This is a genomic window from Pilimelia anulata (genome assembly GCF_014647895.1).
Taxonomy (GTDB): Bacteria; Actinomycetota; Actinomycetes; order Mycobacteriales; family Micromonosporaceae; genus Pilimelia; species Pilimelia anulata.
Window position 1 is genome coordinate 282,904 of sequence record NZ_BMQB01000001.1, and the last position, 17,384, is coordinate 300,287.

General features: G+C 73.9%; 15 protein-coding genes. 3 read left to right on the forward strand and 12 right to left on the reverse strand.

Features of this window, described 5'->3' with window-relative positions; translation table 11 throughout:
- Positions 1-30: 30 nt before the first annotated feature.
- Positions 31-567 (reverse strand): YbaB/EbfC family nucleoid-associated protein, encoded by a 537-nt coding sequence (locus IEY94_RS01255; protein WP_189168130.1) that lies wholly within the window; start codon positions 565-567, stop codon positions 31-33.
- Between the two features lie 289 nt (positions 568-856).
- Between IEY94_RS01255 and IEY94_RS23890 the strand changes: the two genes are divergently transcribed.
- Positions 857-2,641: a DUF4153 domain-containing protein gene (locus tag IEY94_RS23890; protein WP_189168131.1), complete on the forward strand. Its 1,785-nt coding sequence runs from the start codon at positions 857-859 to the stop codon at positions 2,639-2,641.
- On the opposite strand, the gene IEY94_RS01265 is transcribed toward IEY94_RS23890, so the two are convergent.
- From IEY94_RS01265 to IEY94_RS01305, 9 genes are all read right to left on the reverse strand, one after another.
- A complete protein-coding gene (locus IEY94_RS01265; protein ID WP_189168132.1) occupies positions 2,601-4,376 on the reverse strand; it encodes a DUF8508 domain-containing protein in 1,776 nt (591 codons plus the stop codon). The genes IEY94_RS23890 and IEY94_RS01265 overlap by 41 nt on opposite strands.
- Positions 4,377-4,521: 145 nt before the next feature.
- Positions 4,522-5,064, reverse strand: a complete 543-nt coding sequence (locus IEY94_RS01270) for a type 4a pilus biogenesis protein PilO (protein WP_189168133.1) — start codon at positions 5,062-5,064, stop codon at positions 4,522-4,524.
- Complete coding sequence (locus IEY94_RS01275; RefSeq protein ID WP_189168134.1) at positions 5,064-5,807, reverse strand: PilN domain-containing protein; 744 nt, start codon at positions 5,805-5,807, stop codon at positions 5,064-5,066. Before IEY94_RS01275 ends, IEY94_RS01270 begins: the two co-directional genes overlap by 1 nt.
- Complete coding sequence (gene pilM, locus IEY94_RS01280) at positions 5,807-6,832, reverse strand: type IV pilus assembly protein PilM (RefSeq protein WP_189168135.1); 1,026 nt, start codon at positions 6,830-6,832, stop codon at positions 5,807-5,809. The genes IEY94_RS01275 and pilM overlap by 1 nt, the downstream gene beginning before the upstream one ends.
- A 22-nt stretch (positions 6,833-6,854) precedes the next feature.
- A complete protein-coding gene (locus IEY94_RS01285; RefSeq protein ID WP_229783223.1) occupies positions 6,855-7,643 on the reverse strand; it encodes a prepilin peptidase in 789 nt (262 codons plus the stop codon).
- 34 nt (positions 7,644-7,677) lie between these two features.
- Positions 7,678-8,115 (reverse strand): type II secretion system protein, encoded by a 438-nt coding sequence (locus IEY94_RS01290; RefSeq protein WP_189168136.1) that lies wholly within the window; start codon positions 8,113-8,115, stop codon positions 7,678-7,680.
- Positions 8,116-8,150: 35 nt separating this feature from the next.
- Entirely contained in the window at positions 8,151-9,395 is a 1,245-nt protein-coding gene (locus IEY94_RS01295; RefSeq protein WP_189168137.1) for a type II secretion system F family protein, read from the reverse strand.
- A gap of 1 nt (position 9,396) precedes the next feature.
- Positions 9,397-10,515 (reverse strand): type IV pilus twitching motility protein PilT, encoded by a 1,119-nt coding sequence (locus tag IEY94_RS01300; protein WP_229783307.1) that lies wholly within the window; start codon positions 10,513-10,515, stop codon positions 9,397-9,399.
- 172 nt (positions 10,516-10,687) lie between these two features.
- Complete coding sequence (locus tag IEY94_RS01305; protein WP_189168138.1) at positions 10,688-12,352, reverse strand: GspE/PulE family protein; 1,665 nt, start codon at positions 12,350-12,352, stop codon at positions 10,688-10,690.
- A gap of 266 nt (positions 12,353-12,618) precedes the next feature.
- Between IEY94_RS01305 and IEY94_RS01310 the strand changes: the two genes are divergently transcribed.
- Both IEY94_RS01310 and IEY94_RS01315 read left to right on the forward strand, forming a co-directional pair.
- Complete coding sequence (locus IEY94_RS01310; protein ID WP_189168139.1) at positions 12,619-13,560, forward strand: acyl-ACP desaturase; 942 nt, start codon at positions 12,619-12,621, stop codon at positions 13,558-13,560.
- A gap of 180 nt (positions 13,561-13,740) precedes the next feature.
- The gene (locus tag IEY94_RS01315; protein WP_189168140.1) at positions 13,741-14,073 is read left to right on the forward strand and encodes an STAS domain-containing protein; all 333 of its coding nucleotides are present in this window, start codon (positions 13,741-13,743) and stop codon (positions 14,071-14,073) included.
- A 127-nt stretch (positions 14,074-14,200) separates the two neighbouring features.
- Here the strand turns inward: IEY94_RS01315 and IEY94_RS01320 are convergent, their stop codons facing one another.
- Positions 14,201-15,130, reverse strand: coding sequence for a cation diffusion facilitator family transporter (locus IEY94_RS01320; protein WP_189168141.1), 930 nt, complete (start codon positions 15,128-15,130; stop codon positions 14,201-14,203).
- Between the two features lie 43 nt (positions 15,131-15,173).
- Complete coding sequence (locus tag IEY94_RS01325; protein WP_229783224.1) at positions 15,174-17,363, reverse strand: HelD family protein; 2,190 nt, start codon at positions 17,361-17,363, stop codon at positions 15,174-15,176.
- Positions 17,364-17,384: the final 21 nt, after the last annotated feature.

Below are 17,384 nucleotides of genomic sequence, written 5' to 3' on the forward strand. Positions count from 1 at the left end.
GCGCGGGTTGTCCGCGCCGGCCCCGCCGCGTCAGCGCGTGAGGCGCTGCAGGTGGGCGGCCAGGGCCTCGATGCGGCTGATGCCGTCCTCGAGCGCCGGCGCGGCGGCCTGCGCCGGGACCGCGCCCGCCCGCCCCGCGCCGGCCGCCGCCCCGCGGCCACCGGCCCCGCCGCCGCCTCCGGCGGTCGCGGCGGGATCGCCCACCTCGTCGCGGCCGTCCCCGGTGCCCCCCGTGACCCCGTCGGCCACGTCGTCGTCCGCCCCGCCGGCCGCGGCGCCCGGCGCCGCGAGGGCGGGCGCCATGATCGCGTACGCCCGGCGGGCGTAGTCGGCCTGCGCCGCGTTGACCGCCGCGACGATCTCCGCCGTCAGCTCCGCCGGCGGCAGCCGGAGCGCGGCCGGTTCGACGGTCAGCTCGCGCAGCGCGCCGCCGGAGACCGTCCGGGCGGTGATGTGCCCGCCGGGGGACCGGCCGACGCCGGCGGTGTCGGCCAGCGAGCGGCGCCAGGTGTCGATCGCGGTGGCGGGCGCGACCGTGCCGCCCGTACCGGGGTCCGCATCCACCACGTCAACCTCCTCGGGGGTCCACCCTCGCCCGACCGCCAGCGTAGTGAACAGTGACCTTGACCACAAAGGACAACGAGGTCGATCCCCGCAGGTCGCGCGGCGGCGCTCGGCGCACCCGTGCGGATGAATCAGGCGGACGGTGGAGGCCCACCCGGGTCGTTCCGGCGAGCACGTCCGGGCGTATCGCCGAATAACGGCCCGGCGGCCGGACGCGGTTGCGGCGCTGGACTACGGTCGCGGAGCGGTCGCGTCACGCTGCGTGCGGCCGGTCGAGCGAAAGGACGGCCGCATGCCGGACCCACGACCCACCGGCGACCCCGCCGACCCCGGACCCACCCCGCCCGACGCCCCCGCCGCACCGCCATCCACACCCACCCCACCGGCCGCCGCCCCCGCATCGCCGGCCGCCCCCGCGCCGCCGGGCGCGGCCGTTCCGGCGCATCCGACCGCCCCCGCGGTGCAGCCGTATCCGGCGCCCGTACCGGTCCCGCCGAGCTTCTTCGCCCGCCGCTGGCCCGCCCCCGCCGCCCCGGCCGGGCCCGCCGCCCTGCTCGCCATCGCCGGCGCCGCCGTCGGCGCCGCGATCTTCACCCCGCTGGGCGGGGTCGGCATCGGCTGGCCGCTGGCCGGCGCCTGCGTCCTCGGCGCGGTCGTCGCCGTCGCCCGGACCGGCCCCCTCGACCCGGCCGACCGGCGGGCCCGGCTCGGCTGGTCCGCGGCCGCGCTGGCGCTGCTGTCGGTGCTCGCGTTCCGCAACGCCTGGTGGCTGGTGGCGTTCTGCGTGCTCGGCGCGCTGGGCTGCACCGCGCTGGCCATCGTGGGCGGCCGGTCGATCCGCGGGATCGCGTTCGGCCTGCTCGGCGCCCCGCTGGCCGCCGTCCGCGGCCTGCCCTGGCTCGGCCGCACCCTGCTCGCCCCGGCGGGCCGCGGCGGCACCGGCGGGGAGGGCGTCGACCGGCGGGCCGCCACCGTCCGCCGGGTCGTCGTCGCCACCCTCGGCACGCTCGGCGTGCTGATCGTCTTCGGCGGCCTGCTCGCCTCCGCCGACGCCGCCTTCGACGAGCTGCTCAGCCGCGTCCTGCCGGACATCACCGCCGCCACCGTCTTCTCCGGCGGCTTCCTGCTCGCCGCCGGCGGCCTCATCGCGCTGGCCGGCGCGTTCACCGCCGCCGCCCCGCTGGACCGCGGCGGGCTGGAGAGCCCCGGCGCGCCCCGGCTCGGCCGGTGGGAGTGGGCCGCGCCGACCGGCGCGCTGGTGCTGCTGTTCGCCGGGTTCGTCGCCGTCCAGGCCACCGCCCTGTTCGGCGGGCGCAAGCACCTGGCCGCGACCGCGGGGCTCAGCGTCGCCGAGTACGCCCGCGGCGGCTTCTGGCAGCTCGCCGTCGTCACCGTGCTGACGCTGCTCGTCCTGCTCGCCATCACCCGCTGGGCCCGCCGCGAAGACGCCGGCGACCGCGCCCTGCTGCGCTGGCTGCTCGGCCCGCTGTGCCTGCTCAGCCTGGTGATCGTGGCGTCGGCGCTGGGCCGGATGTACGTGTACCAGCAGGTCTACAGCTTCACCGGCGAGCGCATCTTCGTGATGGCCGTCGAGGGTGTGCTCGGCCTGGTGTTCGTGCTGGTGCTGGTGGCGGGGCTGCGCGGGGACGGCCGGTGGATCCCGCGGGCGATCGTCGCGCTCCAGGTGGCGATGCTGCTCGCCCTGGCCGCGCTGAACCCCGAGGGGTACGCGGCCCGGCGCAACCTGGACCGGTACGAGCGGGACGGCGTGATCGACCTGTGGTACGTCCGCGCGCTCTCCGCCGACGCCGCGCCCGCGCTCGCCGAGCTGCCCGCCGACCTGCGCCGCTGCGCCCTCGGCAAGCTGCCCAGCCGGCTCGGCGGGCCGGAGCGCTGGTACGAGTGGAACCTGGGCCGGCACCGCGCCCGGGCGGTCCTGCGGGAGATCCGGCCGACGCTGCGCGGCGAGAGCAACCCGTGCCGGATGGCCCCGGCGTACGACCACCCGGTGCGCCGCCCGATCGGCGCCGCCGCGGTCACGGGACCAGCCGCGCCACCTGCGGATCGTGGTCGCTGACCCGGTCGGCGTACTCGGCGTTGAGGTGCACCACGTCGTATGCGGCGCCGCGCCAGCCGCGGCTGACGAGGATGTGGTCCAGGGCCTGTGAGTTGCCCTGGTACACGTAGCCGTACCGCTCGCCGGGCGACAGCTCGTCGATCAGCGGCCGCAGCGCCCCGCCGGCGGTGAGCGCGCCGACGGTCGGCGAGAAGGCGAAGTCGTTCAGGTCGCCCAGCACGACCAGTCGGGCGTCGGCCTGGACGGCCAGCACCCGGTCCACGAACGCCCGCAGCGCCGCCGCCTGCGCGGTCCGCTGCCGCTCCGACGACCGCTCCGGCGGCTGGACCCGGGCGGTCAGCGGCTGGTCCCCGCCCTTGGACGCGAAGTGGCAGGCCACCACGATCACCCGCTGCCCGTTCGCGGTGAACCCCGCGGCGAGCGGCTTGCGGCTGTGCGACCAGGCCGGGTCGGCCGGCGCCACCCGGCCGGGGGAGTGGGTGAGCCGGGCGCCGCCGTCGGCGACCACCCCGACCGCGGCGGTCGGGCCGCCGCCGGGCCGGTCGTCCGGCTTCACCCTGGCCGGGTCGTACAGGAAGCCCACCCGGATGTTGCCGCCCGGCTCGCCGCCGTCGGCGTCGTCGACGGGGTCGATCTGCCGGACCGCGTACGCCGGGCCGCCGGCGGCGGTGATCGCGGCGAGCAGCTTGCGGTACGTGGCCGCCGCGCCGACCACCGCGTCGTTGGTCGGCCCGTTGTCGTCCTGGACCTCCTCCAGCGCCACGATCGCCGGGGCGCGCAGGTGGGTGACGATGCCGGCGGCCAGCTTGGCGAACTTCGCCGGCGGGTCGCCGGGGTCGAGGTTCTCCACGTTGTACGTCGCCACGGTCAGCTCGCCCGGCCCGGCCGGCGCGGTGACCTCGCGGGGCAGGCCGCGGGGGCGGTGCGCGCCGATGGCGGTGGCGGCGACGAGGTAGCCGCCGTACTGGTCGTAGTCGAGCGGGCCGACGGTCTCCCCGGCGAGCGTGTCGCCGACGTCGGCGGCCGGCGCGGGCCCGGCGAGCGGCTTGACCTTGAGCCGGCCCGCGTTCTGCGCGGCGTACCCGGCGTAGAGGGTGCCGCCGCGCGGGGTCGGCCGGTCGGCCGGCCGGACCGTCACCCACAGCTCGCCGTGCGCGGTCGGGCCGACGACGGGCGCGTCCCGGACCCGGACCCGCATGCCCTCCCACGACTCGTACCGGTCCAGCGCGTACGCCGCCGGGTCCAGCGGCCGGGCCTCCAGGTCGCCGTCGGCGGCGTACGCGGCCGGGACCGCGGCGGCGGTGACGTCGACGGGTTCGGGCAGCTTGTCCGGGCCGCCGAGGCGGCGCCACTGCGGCTTGCTCAGCTCGGTCCGGGACAGGCCGCCGGCCGGGGCGCCGCCGGGCCGGTACTCGGTGACGGTGCCGGTGGCCTCGACGGACGCGCCGGGCGCGACGTCGGGGGCGGTACCGGTGAAGACGAACAGCGCCTCGCTGGTGCGCGGGTCGGCGTCCGGCGCGGTGTCCTGGAGCCAGAACCCGCCGCCGCCCTTCACCGCCCGGACGGCGGTGACCACGCCGGCGACGGTCACCGGCCGGCCGGCGAGCGGGGACAGCGCGCCGGTGCCCTGGACGGCGGCGATGGGCGTGCGGCCCGGCGGGTCGCCGCCGGACAGGGCGAATGCGCCGAGCAGCGCGGCGGCGGCGAGGCTGGCGGCGGCGACGCGCGGACCCATGGCGGCCCCTTCGGTGAGCACGGAGTCCACCGTGGCACCCCCGGGGGAACGGGGGCCGGCGGCTGTCACTCCATTCTCACCGACCACAGTGGCCGCGGCACGCCGCGCCGCGCGGCGGAACCGGCGGGTCGCGGTGTCGGTCCGGCTACCGGGTCGCGGTGTACGCCTGCATGTTCAGCGTCATCGACGTCTCGCTGCCCTCGATGCTCGTCGACACGCCGCCGATGAGCACCGCCCGGCCGCGGTCCTGCACCCGGCCGAGGAACGCCTCGGTCGCGGCGGCGGGGCCGCGGACGGTCAGGCTGATCGGCAGGGCGATCGTCCCCGGCTGCTTGGCGGCCACCGGCGGGCTCACGGTCAGGTTGGTGACGGTCACGCCGGACATCGAGCTGAGCGACTGAAGCGAGCGCAGGAACGCCGGCAGCCCGGCGTCCGTCGGCAGCGCCTGCTCGGCGGCGGCCAGCTCGGCCTGGTACTTGGTCAGCTCGGTGTTCTCCCGGCGGAGCTGGGACAGCCGGGACTGCTGCTGGGCCAGCTCCATCTCGGCGGCCTCGGTCCGGTCGTGCTGCTTGCCCAGGTCGGTCAGGGCCGGCCCGAGCAGCAGCACCCAGCCGAGCCCGAGCAGGCCCAGCGCGCCGGCCACCCCGATGAGCAGCCAGGTGCGGTCCGCGGAGGCGCGGTTCTCCATCACTTGCCCCCCTTGGCGAACCGGCCCCCGAGGGCGGCCGCGGTCAGGTCGAAGTGGGCGCTGTAGCTGTACGACGAGCCGCTCTCGGTCGTCTCGCTCAGCGAGTCGATCAGCGGCCGGTCCAGGCCCTCGGCCTTCTCCAGGTCGGTCAGGAACCGGCTCATCGCGTCCCGGCGCGGGGTCGTGCCGCTGATCGTGATCGTGCCGAGCACCCGCTCGGCCCCGCCGCCGGGCACCTTCACGCCGCCCTGGCCGCCGCCGGCGGTGCCGGCCGCGCCGCCGCCCGCGACGACGCCGAAGCCGGACAGGTTGGCGCTGATCGAGCTGACCCGCACGCCGGACGGCGCGGCCTGCTGGATCGAGCGGACGACCTTCTGCCAGCGGACGTCGTCGGCCATCAGCGAGGCGAGCTGCTGGTCGATCGCCGCGGTCCGGGTCTGCGCGTCCACCAGATCGCGGAACTGGTTCTGCTGCTGCTGCACCGTGGCGACCTCGGCCTCGACCGACTCCTGCTGCATCTCGGCGGCCGCGGACAGGGCGAACAGGCCGGCGTACCCGGCGCCGACGAGCAGCGCGGTCGCGACCAGGCCGACGACGACGCGGCGGCGGGAGCGCTTGTTGCTGCGCGCGTCGCGGATCTCGACGGGCAGCAGGTCGGCCGCGATGGCCGGCACGCGCAGCGGGTCGGCGACGACGTGCGCGGGCGGGGTACCGGTGCCCCGGGTGACGTTCGTGGAGGACATCAGGCAGCAGCTCCCAGGCTCAGGCCGATCGACACGGCGGCGGACGAACGGGCACGGTCAAGCTGGTCGTGCCGGCCCCGACCGGGGCGGTGCAGGCGCATCACCGGGTCGGCGAGCACCACGTCCATCTCGAGCTGGACGCGGAGCATCTCGACCATCCCGGCGAGGTTCGACCCGCCGCCGGTGAGCGAGACCCGCCGGACGTCGGTGGCCTGCTCGCCGGAGGACAGGTACGTGAAGGAGCTGCGGATCTCGTTGACCAGCGGGCGCAGGCTGTCCCGGATCAGCTCCGCGACCTCCGGCCCCTCGTGCAGTTGCAGCCCGACCCGGCACTTGAGCGTCTCGGCGTCGGCCAGCGACACCCCGAACCGGTTCGAGATGGCCTCGGTGACCTCGGCCCCGCCGCGCGGGACGGTCCGGACGATCCGCGGCTCGCCGTTGACGTGCACGACCACCGTGGTGGCCTGGGCGCCGATGTCGACGAGCGCCTCGGCGTACGAGTCGAGCCGGGACGCGGCCCGCAGCAGCGCGAACGACGCCAGATCGACCCGGGCCACCAGCAGGCCCGCCTTCTCGGCGGCCTTGACCGCGGTCATCACCGCGTCCTTGGGCGCGGCGATGAGCAGGCCGCGGACGGTCTTGCGCTCGCCGGCGTCCTCCAGCGGGTAGAAGTCCAGCAGCGACCGCTCCACCGGCAGCGGCAGCGAGTCGCGCACCTGGAACGGCAGCGACTGCTTCAGCTCGCGCGCCGGCAGGTTCGTCACGGACATCTCGCGGACGACGACCTGCGGGTTGCTCACCCCGAGGACGACGTCGCGGGAGCGGAACTTGGCCTGCGCCCAGAGCTTCTTCAGCGCCGCGGTGACCATCGGCTGGTCCTGCACGACGCCGGACCGGACCGCGCCGTACGGCAGCGGCACCTGGCCGAAGTGGGAGACCACCAGGCCCTCCCGCGCGCGCCCGACCTCGACGGCGCGGATGGACATCGCGCCGATGTCCAGGCCGACCGGCATGTCGCTGGCCATGTGGTGCTCCCTCCGCAGGGGGTCAGGCGCCCGCCGTCAGCAGCGAGGCGTACCAGTGGGTGATGGGGGCGGCGGCGAAGACCGCCAGGAACGCGCCGGCGAGCATCGCCGGCCCGAACGGCAGGGCGGTCTTGCGGTTGGCCCGGCCGAGCGCCATCAGGCCGAGGCCCACGACGCTGCCGAGGATGAACCCGGCCAGGGTGCCGAACCAGACGGACGACCAGCCCAGCCAGCCGAGGTACAGGCCGAGCAGGCCGGCGAGCTTCACGTCGCCGAAGCCCATCCCGTTGGGGTGGACCAGGGTGAGGACGAAGTAGAGCGTGAACAGCGCGGTCATCGCCAGCAGGCCGCGCCCCAGCGCGGCCCAGTCGCCGCCGAGCAGGACCGCGGGCAGCAGCAGGACGAGGCCGACGCCGTACGAGGGGAGGACGATCGCGTTCGGCAGCCGCTTGACGTCCACGTCGATCATCGCCAGGGCGACGGCGATCGCGGCCAGGTACAGGTACGCCGGCAGCGCCGGGTCCGCGCCGAAGCGCAGCGACACGGCGACGAACAGCGCCCCGGTGCCCGCCTCGACGAGCGGGTACCGGGCGCTGATCGGCTCCGCGCAGTGGGCGCACCGCCCGCGCAGCAGCAGCCAGGACAGCACCGGCACGTTGTGCCGGGCGGCGATCGGCTGCTGGCAGCGCGGGCAGTGCGAACCGGGCCGGACGATCGACTCGCCCCGGGGAACGCGGTGGATCACGACGTTCAGGAACGAGCCCACCAACAGGCCGGCGATGCCGGTCGCCAGGTGGAGCGTCCACATCATGATCTGGTTCCTTCCGGGGCGGGTCGAGCCGGGGTCACGGGCAGGTCTTGCTCACGGTCGACTTCGCCGTGGGGGCGCCGCCGTTGGCGCTGGTGTACGTGAAGGCGTTGCTCCCGCTGGCGGCGAACGCGCAGAAGGAGTAGCCCGAGCCGACCTGGGTGTAGAGCAGGGTGACCCCGGCCGACACCTTCACGCCCGCGCCGGCCGGCGTGGCCGCCTTGGCCGCCGCGTCGTTGGTCGGGTACGTGTTGGTGCCCGAGTTCGTGTAGAACGCCTCGACCGCGCTGATGCCGCTGCGGATGTCGGACTGGGCGGCCTTGTCGGCAGCGCCCTCGCGGTAGTTGAGGTAGGTCGGGACAGCGATCGCGACGAGCACGCCGATGATCACGACGACGACGAGAAGTTCGATCAGGGTGAAGCCGGCGTCCCCGCGGTCGCGCCGCGCTCGCAGGCTGCGGAGCAGGTGCTGCATCGTGATTCCTTTCGGGTAGGGACCCACTGGCGCGGTCACTGCTGGATGTTCTGGTAGATCGTGAACATGGGCAGGTACAGACAGATGATCATGCCGCCGACCAGGACACCCATGACCAGGACCATCAGGGGCTCGATGGCCGCGGTCAGCGACTCGGTGGCGCTGTTCACCTCTCGGTCGTAAAAATCGGCGACCTTATCGAGCATCTGACTGATTTCACCGGTCTCCTCGCCGACTTCGATCATCTGCGTCACCATCGGCGGGAACAGCCAGTGATCGTGCATCGGGGAGGACATCGGCCGGCCCTCGCGGACGGCCGCCTGCAGGTCGTCCATCGCGTCGGTGATGACCTGGTTGCCCGTGGTGCCGCCGACGACGCTGAGCGCGTTGAGCACCGGGACGCCGGCGTTGAGCAGGGTGGCCAGGTTCCGGGTGAAGCGAGCCATCGCGAGCTTCTGCAGCAGCCTGCCGAAGACCGGCATCTTGAGCTTGAACCGGTCGAACGCCAGCCGCATGCTGTCGCTGGTCTCCAGCCGCTTGCGGAAGCCCAGGAAGCCGCCGACCACCAGCGCGACGAACAGCGGGCCGGCCCAGACCATGCTGTGGCTGGCCGTCACGATCACCTGGGTGACGAACGGCAGCTCGCCGCCGAGCTGGGTGAACATGTCCTCGAAGATCGGCACGATGAACAGCAGCACCGCGCCGATCAGGACGAAGCTGAACGCGAGCACGATCGCCGGGTAGGTGAGCGCCGCCTTGATCTTTCCGCGCAGCTCGGTGTCCTTCTCGAAGTTCGCAGCCACGTCGGCCAGCGCCCGGTCGAGGAAACCGCCCGCCTCGCCGGCGGCGATCAGCGAGACCATGAGCTTGGGGAAGACCTTGCGGTGCCGGCCGAGCGCCTCGGACAGCGCGAGGCCGCCCTCGACGTCGGTGCGCACGTCGATGACGGTCTGCTCCAGCACCGGGTTGGCGGCCTGGTCGGCGAGCACGTTCAGCGCGCGCAGCAGCGCCATGCCGGAGGAGACCAGCGTGGCGAACTGGCGGGAGAAGATCGCCAGCTCCTTGAGTCCGACCCGCTTGCTGGCACCGGGCAGCTTGAGGTCGCGGCGCAGGCCCTTGCCGGCCTGGGCCTCGATGACCAGTGGCATGTCCCCGCGCTGGCGCAGGATCTGCGCGGCAGCGGCCTCGCTCAGCGCGTCGACCTGGCCCTTGCTGCGGTTGCCCTTGGTGTCGACCGCCTCGTACTCGAAGGTACGGCTGCGGGTTTTCGTCCCTGCCATGTCAGGACCGTCCAGTCAGTCGTCGGAAGTCGTCGGGTGAGTGGGCCAGGGTGATGGCCTCCTGGTACGTGATGAGCTGGTTGGCCAGCCGCTCGGCGAGGTGCTGGTCGAACGAGAGCATCCCCTCGCCCGTACCGGACTGCATGAACGACGGGATCTGCACCGTCTTGCCCTCGCGGATCAGCGCCCGGACCGCCGGGGTCGTCGACATCACCTCGGTGACCACGACCCGGCCCTGGCCGTCGGCGGTCTTGCACAGCGCCTGGCTGACCACGCCCTGCAGGGTCATCGAGAGCTGCGAGCGCACCTGGCTCTGCTGGTGCGGCGGGTACATGTCGATGATCCGGTCGATCGTCTGCACGGCGCTCTGCGTGTGCAGGGTGCCGAGCACGAGGTGGCCGGTCTCGGCCGCGGTGAGCGCGGTCGCGGTCGTCTCCAGGTCGCGCAGCTCGCCGACGAGGATGATGTCGGGGTCCTGCCGCAGCGCGTGCCGCAGGGCGATGCCGAACGACTCGGTGTCGGTGCCGACCTCGCGCTGGTTGACCAGGCAGCGCTTGTGCGGGTGCAGGTACTCGATCGGGTCCTCGATCGTGATGATGTGCCCGGACCGGGTGCGGTTGGCGAGGTCCAGCAGGGCGGCCAGCGTCGTGGTCTTGCCGGAGCCGGTCGGGCCGGTCACCAGGACCAGGCCGCGGGGGAGCAGGGCGAACCGGTTGACGGTGTCCGGTACGCCGAGGGCCTCCAGTGGCCGGATCTCGTGCGGGATGGCCCGGAAGGCGGCGCCGTGCGCGCCGCGCTGGAAGTAGGTGTTGACCCGGAACCGGGACAGGTCCCGGACGCTGATCGAGAAGTCCAGCTCGTGGTCGCGCTCGAACCGGGCGAACTGCTCGGCGTCGCAGGCGGCCCGGACCAGCATCGCGGTGTCGGCGTGGCTCAGCCGGTCGTAGCCGGGCATGGCCGTGAGCGCGCCGTGCAGCCGCATGGTGGGCGGCGCGCCCGCGGACAGGTGGAGGTCGGACCCACGGTGGTGGATCAGTTCCTCCAACAGCCGGTACAGGTAGTCCCGGTCGCCGCCCATCGGCGGGTACGTGACCGCCTCGTCCAGCGTGTGCGCTTCCATCAAGCCGTGCTCCTCGCAGGTTTCTCCGTGTGCCCCCTACCGGATGCCCGCGAACGGGCGTACCGATCATTCGCTTGGATCGACCGCCCGGGCGGGCACTTTAGCCGGATTGCCCGATCGGACCCCGCGCTCCGGAGCGCGGGGGATCATCCGGGCAATCCGCCCGTACGACTCAGATGGCGACACGCAGCACTTCCTGGACGGAGGTGAGCCCCATCGCCGACTTGGCGAACCCGTCCACCCGCAGCGACCGCATGCCCTGGTCCAGCGCGATCTCCCGGATCTCGCTGGACGAGGCCCGGCGGACGGCCAGCGTCTCGATCTCCTGGCTCACCCCCATGACCTCGTGCAGCGCCAGCCGGCCGCGGTACCCGGTGGCGGAGCAGGACCGGCAGGTCCCCGGCCGGTACAGCACCGGCGGCCGGGGCAGCAGCCGGATCGGCCAGTCGACCGCCTCCAGGTCGGCGTCGGTGGGCTCGTACTCCTGCTTGCACCAGTCGCACAGCTTGCGGGCGAGCCGCTGGGCCAGTACGCAGTCCACCGACGAGCCCACCAGGAACGGCTCGATGCCCATCTCGATCAGCCGGGTGATCGCGCCGGGCGCGTCGTTGGTGTGCAGGGTGGAGAGCACGAGGTGGCCGGTGAGCGCGGCCTCCACGGCGAGCTGGGCGGTGTCCTTGTCCCGGATCTCGCCGATCAGCACCACGTCCGGGTCCGACCGCAGGATCGCCGGCAGCACCCGGGCGAACGTCATGCCCGCCTTGTGGTTGACCTGGACCTGGTTGATGCCGGGCAGCCGGTACTCGACCGGGTCCTCGACGGTGATGATGTTGACGGTGGGCTCGCTGATGGCCATGAGGGTGGCGTACAGCGTGGTCGACTTGCCGGAGCCGGTCGGGCCGGTGACCAGGGTCATCCCGTGCGGCTTGGAGAAGGCCCGGCCGTACCGGTCGAAGTTGTGGTCGGTGAAGCCCAGCTTGGCGATGTCCAGTTCGACGCCGCCGGTGTCCAGCACCCGCAGCACGATCTTCTCGCCGAACACCGTGGGCAGCGTCGCCGCGCGCAGGTCCACCGAGCGGCGGCCGATCCGGACGGTGACCCGGCCGTTCTGCGGGATCCGGCGCTCGGTGATGTCCATGTTCGACATGATCTTGATGCGGGAGATCAGCGACGCCTGGACGTTCTTGGGCACGGTGTCCAGTTCCTTGAGCACGCCGTCGATCCGGTACCGCACCCGCATCTCGTGCTCGGTCGGCTCCAGGTGCAGGTCGGAGGCCCGGTTCTGGATGGCCTGCTCGATCAGCGAGTTGACGTACCGGACGACCGGGGCGTCCTCCTCGGCCTGCGCGATGTCCGAGCCGGTCTCGTCCTCGAAGTCGTCGAACGCCTCGGAGCCGATGTCCGCGCCCTCGCGCTGGAGCCGCTCGATGACCTTGCGGACCTCGCTGCGCGGGACCACGATCGGCCGGATCACCATGCCGGTCGCGGCCCGGGCGTCGTCGATGGCCATCACGTCGGCCGGGTCGGTGATGCCGAGGGTCAGCTCGCCGTTGTGGATGGCCAGGCCGATGACCCGGTGCCGGAGGACGAGCGAGAGCGGCACCTTGGCCAGCACCTCGTCGTCGATGTCGAAGTCGATGAGGTCCGCGTGGGCGAAGCCGAACGCGTCCGCGGCCGCCTTGGTCAGCTCGGTCTCGGTGACGACGTGGTCGTTGATCAGCACGTCACGGATCGTGCGCCCGCTGCGCTCGACCTCCCGGACCGCCTTGTCGATGGCGCCCGGATCCACACCCGCGCGACGCAGCGCGTCGAGCAGTGGGTAGAACGTCGGATTCATGGCGCCCCCGTGCGACCCGGTCCCGTACGGCTCGACTCGCCGTCGGTGTCGGGATCGACCCGAAGCAGCGGGACATGAGCGACTTCAGGCTACAGAAGGTGAGGGGCTCGCGAGGGGGGAAGCGGCGGGCCCAACTTACGGTATCGTAGGTTACGACACCGTAGGTTTGTGTCGCCCGGGCGTGCCGGTGCCCCCGGGGCGGGTGTGCCGCCCCGGTGCCGCTCCGCCCGCCCACCCCGTGAACCCTCTCGCCCCCGGGAGCGCCGATGTCCGAGCCGGAACCGAACCCGACCGCCCTGCTGCACGAGCTGGAGAGCGTCGTCGAGACGAACCTGAACCGGCACCTGGCCGTGGCGAAGGAGTGGTTCCCGCACGAGTTCGTCCCGTGGAGCGAGGGCGCGGACTTCGACGGCCCGCTCAACGGGACCGCCTGGGACCCGGAGCAGTCCAAGCTCTCCGACGTCGCCCGGACCTCGCTGATCGTGAACCTGCTCACCGAGGACAACCTGCCCAGCTACCACCACGAGATCGCCGCCCTGTTCGGCCGCGACGGCGCCTGGGGGACCTGGGTGCACCGCTGGACCGCCGAGGAGGGCCGGCACGGCATCGCCATCCGGGACTACCTGCTGACCACCCGGGCGGTCGACCCGGTGGCGCTGGAGCGGGCCCGGATGACGCACATGGCCGCCGGCTTCACCAGCGACCACACGATGGACATGCTCGGGTCGGTCGCGTACGTCTCGTTCCAGGAGCTGGCCACCCGGGTGGCCCACCGCAACACCGGGAAGGTCAGCGACGACCCGATCTGCGATCTGCTGCTCGGCAAGATCGCCAACGACGAGAACCTGCACATGGTCTTCTACCGCAACCTGCTCCAGGCGTCGTTCGAGCTGGCCCCGAACCAGACGATGCGGGCGGTCGCGGACGTGATCAAGGGCTTCCAGATGCCCGGCCACGGGATCGAGAACTTCGGCCGTAAATCGGTACAGATCGCCATGGCCGGCATCTACGATCTGCGCATCCACCACGACGAGGTGATCGGCCCGATCCTGCGCAAGCTCCGGATCATGGAGCGCACCGGGCTGTCCGCCGACGGCGAGCGGGCCCGCGAGGAGCTGGCCGCCTTCCTGGCCGAGCTGGACAGCAGCGCGAGCCGGTTCACCGAGCGCCGCGAGGCCGTGCTGGCCAGGGCCGCCGCCCGGCGCTGATCATCGCGCCGGGGTGGGAACCGGAGCCCTGTGAGCGGCGTCATACCGCGGATGGGGGACCGGGGCGGTTTGCCGCCGGCGGGGGTCGGGTAACGGAGCACCTCGGTAACGAAGGTGCGGCGCCCGGCTCCGACCGCGCGCCGATCGCCCTTCGCTCCGGGATGCTGTGGGAGGAACGACGTGAGCTTGACGGTACGGGTGCGACAGCTACCCGACGACGAGGTCGAGATCGTCCCGTCCGGGGAGATCGACATCGACACGGCGCACGAGATCCGGGACACGATCACGCGCCTGCTGACCGATCGGCCCCGCCGGATCGCGCTCAACCTGCGCGCGGTCAGTTTCATGGACTCCGTCGGCATCAGCTCGCTGGTGGCCGGCTTCCAGGCGGCGTCGGTGACCGGCGCGAAGCTCGTGGTCACCGACCTGTCCCCGGCCGTGCACCGGACGCTGTGGGTCACCGGCCTGCACGGCCTGTTCGGCGCCCCGACCCCGTCCCTGGCCACCGGCTGACCCCGGCCCCCGACAGTGGCCGGCCCCCGGGCCGTGCCCGGCGGTCGGCTGGTTCGGGCCGCCGCTGATCCCGGCCGTCTGCCCCATCGGGCGAGCCGGCCGGGTTCGCCCCGCCGGGCGGCCGCGGCTACCAGGCCGCGCCGTGGCAGACCGGGTCCGGGCGCGCCGGCTCCAGTTGCAGCGTCGGGTGCTCGATGTGGAAGCGGTCGTGCAGCATCCGCTGGGCGGCGTGCAGCACGGTCACCACGTCCGCGTCGCCGGCCAGCCGCAGGTGCACCGAGGCGACGTCCATGCCCGAGGCGAGCGTCCAGACGTGCAGGTCGTGCACGTCGTCCACGCCCGCGACCCCGCGCAGCGCCCCCTCGACGGCGACCACGTCGATGTGGTGCGGCGCCGTCTGGATGAGGATCCGGACCGCGGCCCGGGCCAGCTTCATCGTCCGGGGGAGGATGAACACGCCCACGCCGAGCGCGGCGATCGGGTCCGCGTACCACCAGTCCGTGAAGTGGATGATCAGCCCGGCGGCGAGCACGCCGGCGGCGCCGATCAGGTCGCTCAGCACCTCCAGCGAGGCGCCGCGCAGGTTCAGGTTCTCCTTGGCGCCCGCCCGCAGCAGCAGGAAGGCGACGACGTTGACCCCCACCGCCACCGCCGCGACGATCATGACCGGCCCGGACTCGATCTCCGGCGGCTCGGTCAGCCGGCGCAGCGCGGTGATCATGACGTACACCGCGACGCCGGTGAGCAGCACGGCGTTGGCGAGCGCGGTGAGCACCTCGAGGCGGTAGAGGCCGAAGGTGCGCTGCGGGTTGTGGCTGCGTTCGTGCCGGCCCCCGCGGCGGACCGCGACCAGCGCGGCCAGCGCCATGCACATGCCCAGTACGTCGGTGAACAGGTGCCCGGCCTCGGACAGCAGCGCCAAGGACCCGGACGTGTACGCGACGATCACCTCGGCGACCGTCAGGACGGCGAGCAGGCAGATGGCGGCGATCAGCCGACCCATGTGCTGCTGGCCGGCGCGGAGCGCATCCGCGCCGTGGTCGTGTCCCGCTCCCATGACCCCTCCATCGGCGACCGGCGACGACCGGGGAATTATATAGTCAGTTTGATATATGTCGTAAGGTGGCCGCGCCGTCCGGTAGCCAGTCCGTGTCGAGGCTCACTGTCGTGAGCCGCTGGGTGGCCCGCGACAGCGCCACGTACAGCGTGCGCGCCCCCGACTCGGCCTCGCCGAGAATCTCGGCCGGCTCGACCAGAACCACCCCGTCGTACTCCATACCCTTGGCCTCCAGGCTCGTCACGACCTGCAGGCGCTCGCCGGCGCCGGCGTCGGCCAGCCAGCCGGCCGCCTCGTCCCGGCGGCGCAGGGCGGTGATCACCCCCACCGTCCCCTCCACCCCCGCCAGCACCGCGGCCACCGCGGCCCGGGTCGCCGGGCCCAGCTCGGCCGGGGCGCCGACGGTGACGTGGGTCGGGTCGACGCCGGTGGACCGGACGGCCACCGGCAGCGGCAGGTCCGGCTGCACCCGGCGGATCACCCCGGCGGCGACGGCGAAGATCTCCGCGGAGTTGCGGTAGTTGGTGGACAGCGTGAAGGTCTCCCGCCGGCGCCGCCCCAGCGCGGCGTCGCGGGCCCGGGCCAGCTCGGCCGGGTCGCCGGTCCACGCGCTCTGCGCCGGGTCGCCGACGATCGTCCAGGAGGCGTACCGGCCGCGCCGCCCCAGCATCCGCCACTGCATCGGCGAGACGTCCTGCGCCTCGTCCACGACGATGTGGGCGTAGTCGCGGTAGTCGTCCGGGCGGACGGCGGCCCGCTCCCGGGCGGCCCGCTGCCGGTCGGTGAACGTGCTCACCTCGTGCACGCCGGGCGCGATCTCGAAGCTCGTCCGGACCCGGCGCGGGCGGCGGCGCGGCCTGCCCAGCAGGGCGTCCAGCTCGTCCAGCAGGGCCAGGTCGGCGACCGTCGGCCCGTCCGCCAGCAGGCCGGCGAAGGACGCGGCCAGCGCGGTCACCTCGCGGCCGCCGAGCACGTCCCGGCCCCAGCGGCGCAGCCGCCGCTCGTCGCCCAGCCAGCTCAGCACCCGCAGCGGGGTGAGCTGCGGCCACCAGGCGCGCAGGAAGTCGCGGAAGGCCGGGTGCTCGCTCAGCTCCTCCTCGAACCGCGCCCGATCGGGCAGCCGGCCGCCGAGCTGGTCGGGCGCCTGCCGCCAGAGCGCGGTGAACAGGTTGTCGAAGCCGGCCCGGCGGACCTCGTTGCGCCGGGCGCCGCGCGTCAGCGCCGCCACCCGGGCCCGGTCGAGGGCGTCGCGGTCCAGCTTCAGCAGCCCGCCCCGGTACGCCAGCCGGAACTCCTCCGGCCCGCCCGGCGCCGCCGCCCGGGCCGCCCGGCCCAGCACGGTCTGCATCCGCAGCGAGCCCTTGATCGACGCCAGCGCCGGCGGGTCGACCCGGTTCGTGGGGGAGATGCTCGGCATCAGCGAGCCGAGCGAGCGCAGGGTCGCCGCGTCCTCGCCCAGCGAGGGCAGGACGGCGCTGATGTAGTCGACGAAGACCGGCGACGGGCCGACCACCAGGATGCCGCTGCCGGCGAACCGGTTCCGGTCCGAGTACAGCAGGTACGCCGCCCGGTGCAGCGCGACCGCCGTCTTGCCGGTGCCGGGGCCGCCGGAGACGATCGTGACGCCCGAGGCGGGCGAGCGGATCGCCTCGTCCTGCTCCCGCTGGATCGTGGCGACGATGTCGCGCATCCCGCGGGTGGTGGTGCGCGACAGCGCGCCCAGCAGCGCCCCGTCGCCGACCAGCGGCAGGTCCGGCGGGGCGGCGGCCGGGTCGAGCAGGTCGTCGGTCAGGCCGGTCACGGTCTCGCCGCTGGACTGGATCATCCGCCGGCGGACCACCCCCTGCGGGTCGGCGGCGGTGGCCCGGTAGAAGGCGGCGGCGGCCGGCGCCCGCCAGTCGATCACCAGCGGCTCGCTGGCCTCGCCGCGCACGCCCAGCCGGCCCACGTAGTGCACGGCGCCGTCGCGGCGGTCCAGCCGGCCGAAGACCAGGCCCTCGTGCTCGGCGTCGAGGACGTACCGGCGCTGCGCCGCGTGGAACACCATCGCGTCCCGCTCGACCAGCGCGCCGAAGTTGCCGACCCCGGCCAGCTCGTAGCCCTCCCGCTCGGCCCGGGCCGCGGAGCGGCGCAGCTCGCCGAGCCGGGCGTACACCCGGTCCAGGTGCCGCTGCTCGACCGCCAGCTCCCGCGCCAGGACCCGGTCGGCGGGCCGGTGCTCGGCGTCGGTCATCGTTCTCCTCGACTCTCCGGA

What these genes read in the sequence shown, in the direction of transcription:
- IEY94_RS01295 (WP_189168137.1), bottom strand. Translation starts at nt 9,395, where the DNA reads ATGGCAGGGACGAAAACCCGCAGCCGTACCTTCGAGTACGAGGCGGTC.
- IEY94_RS01325 (WP_229783224.1), bottom strand. Translation starts at nt 17,363, where the DNA reads ATGACCGACGCCGAGCACCGGCCCGCCGACCGGGTCCTGGCGCGGGAG.
- IEY94_RS01265 (WP_189168132.1), bottom strand. Translation starts at nt 4,376, where the DNA reads ATGGGTCCGCGCGTCGCCGCCGCCAGCCTCGCCGCCGCCGCGCTGCTC.
- IEY94_RS01270 (WP_189168133.1), bottom strand. Translation starts at nt 5,064, where the DNA reads ATGGAGAACCGCGCCTCCGCGGACCGCACCTGGCTGCTCATCGGGGTG.
- IEY94_RS01285 (WP_229783223.1), bottom strand. Translation starts at nt 7,643, where the DNA reads ATGATGTGGACGCTCCACCTGGCGACCGGCATCGCCGGCCTGTTGGTG.
- IEY94_RS23890 (WP_189168131.1), top strand. Translation starts at nt 857, where the DNA reads ATGCCGGACCCACGACCCACCGGCGACCCCGCCGACCCCGGACCCACC.
- IEY94_RS01305 (WP_189168138.1), bottom strand. Translation starts at nt 12,352, where the DNA reads ATGAATCCGACGTTCTACCCACTGCTCGACGCGCTGCGTCGCGCGGGT.
- IEY94_RS01300 (WP_229783307.1), bottom strand. Translation starts at nt 10,515, where the DNA reads ATGGAAGCGCACACGCTGGACGAGGCGGTCACGTACCCGCCGATGGGC.
- IEY94_RS01290 (WP_189168136.1), bottom strand. Translation starts at nt 8,115, where the DNA reads ATGCAGCACCTGCTCCGCAGCCTGCGAGCGCGGCGCGACCGCGGGGAC.
- IEY94_RS01275 (WP_189168134.1), bottom strand. Translation starts at nt 5,807, where the DNA reads ATGTCCTCCACGAACGTCACCCGGGGCACCGGTACCCCGCCCGCGCAC.
- IEY94_RS01310 (WP_189168139.1), top strand. Translation starts at nt 12,619, where the DNA reads ATGTCCGAGCCGGAACCGAACCCGACCGCCCTGCTGCACGAGCTGGAG.
- pilM (WP_189168135.1), bottom strand. Translation starts at nt 6,832, where the DNA reads ATGGCCAGCGACATGCCGGTCGGCCTGGACATCGGCGCGATGTCCATC.
- IEY94_RS01320 (WP_189168141.1), bottom strand. Translation starts at nt 15,130, where the DNA reads ATGGGAGCGGGACACGACCACGGCGCGGATGCGCTCCGCGCCGGCCAG.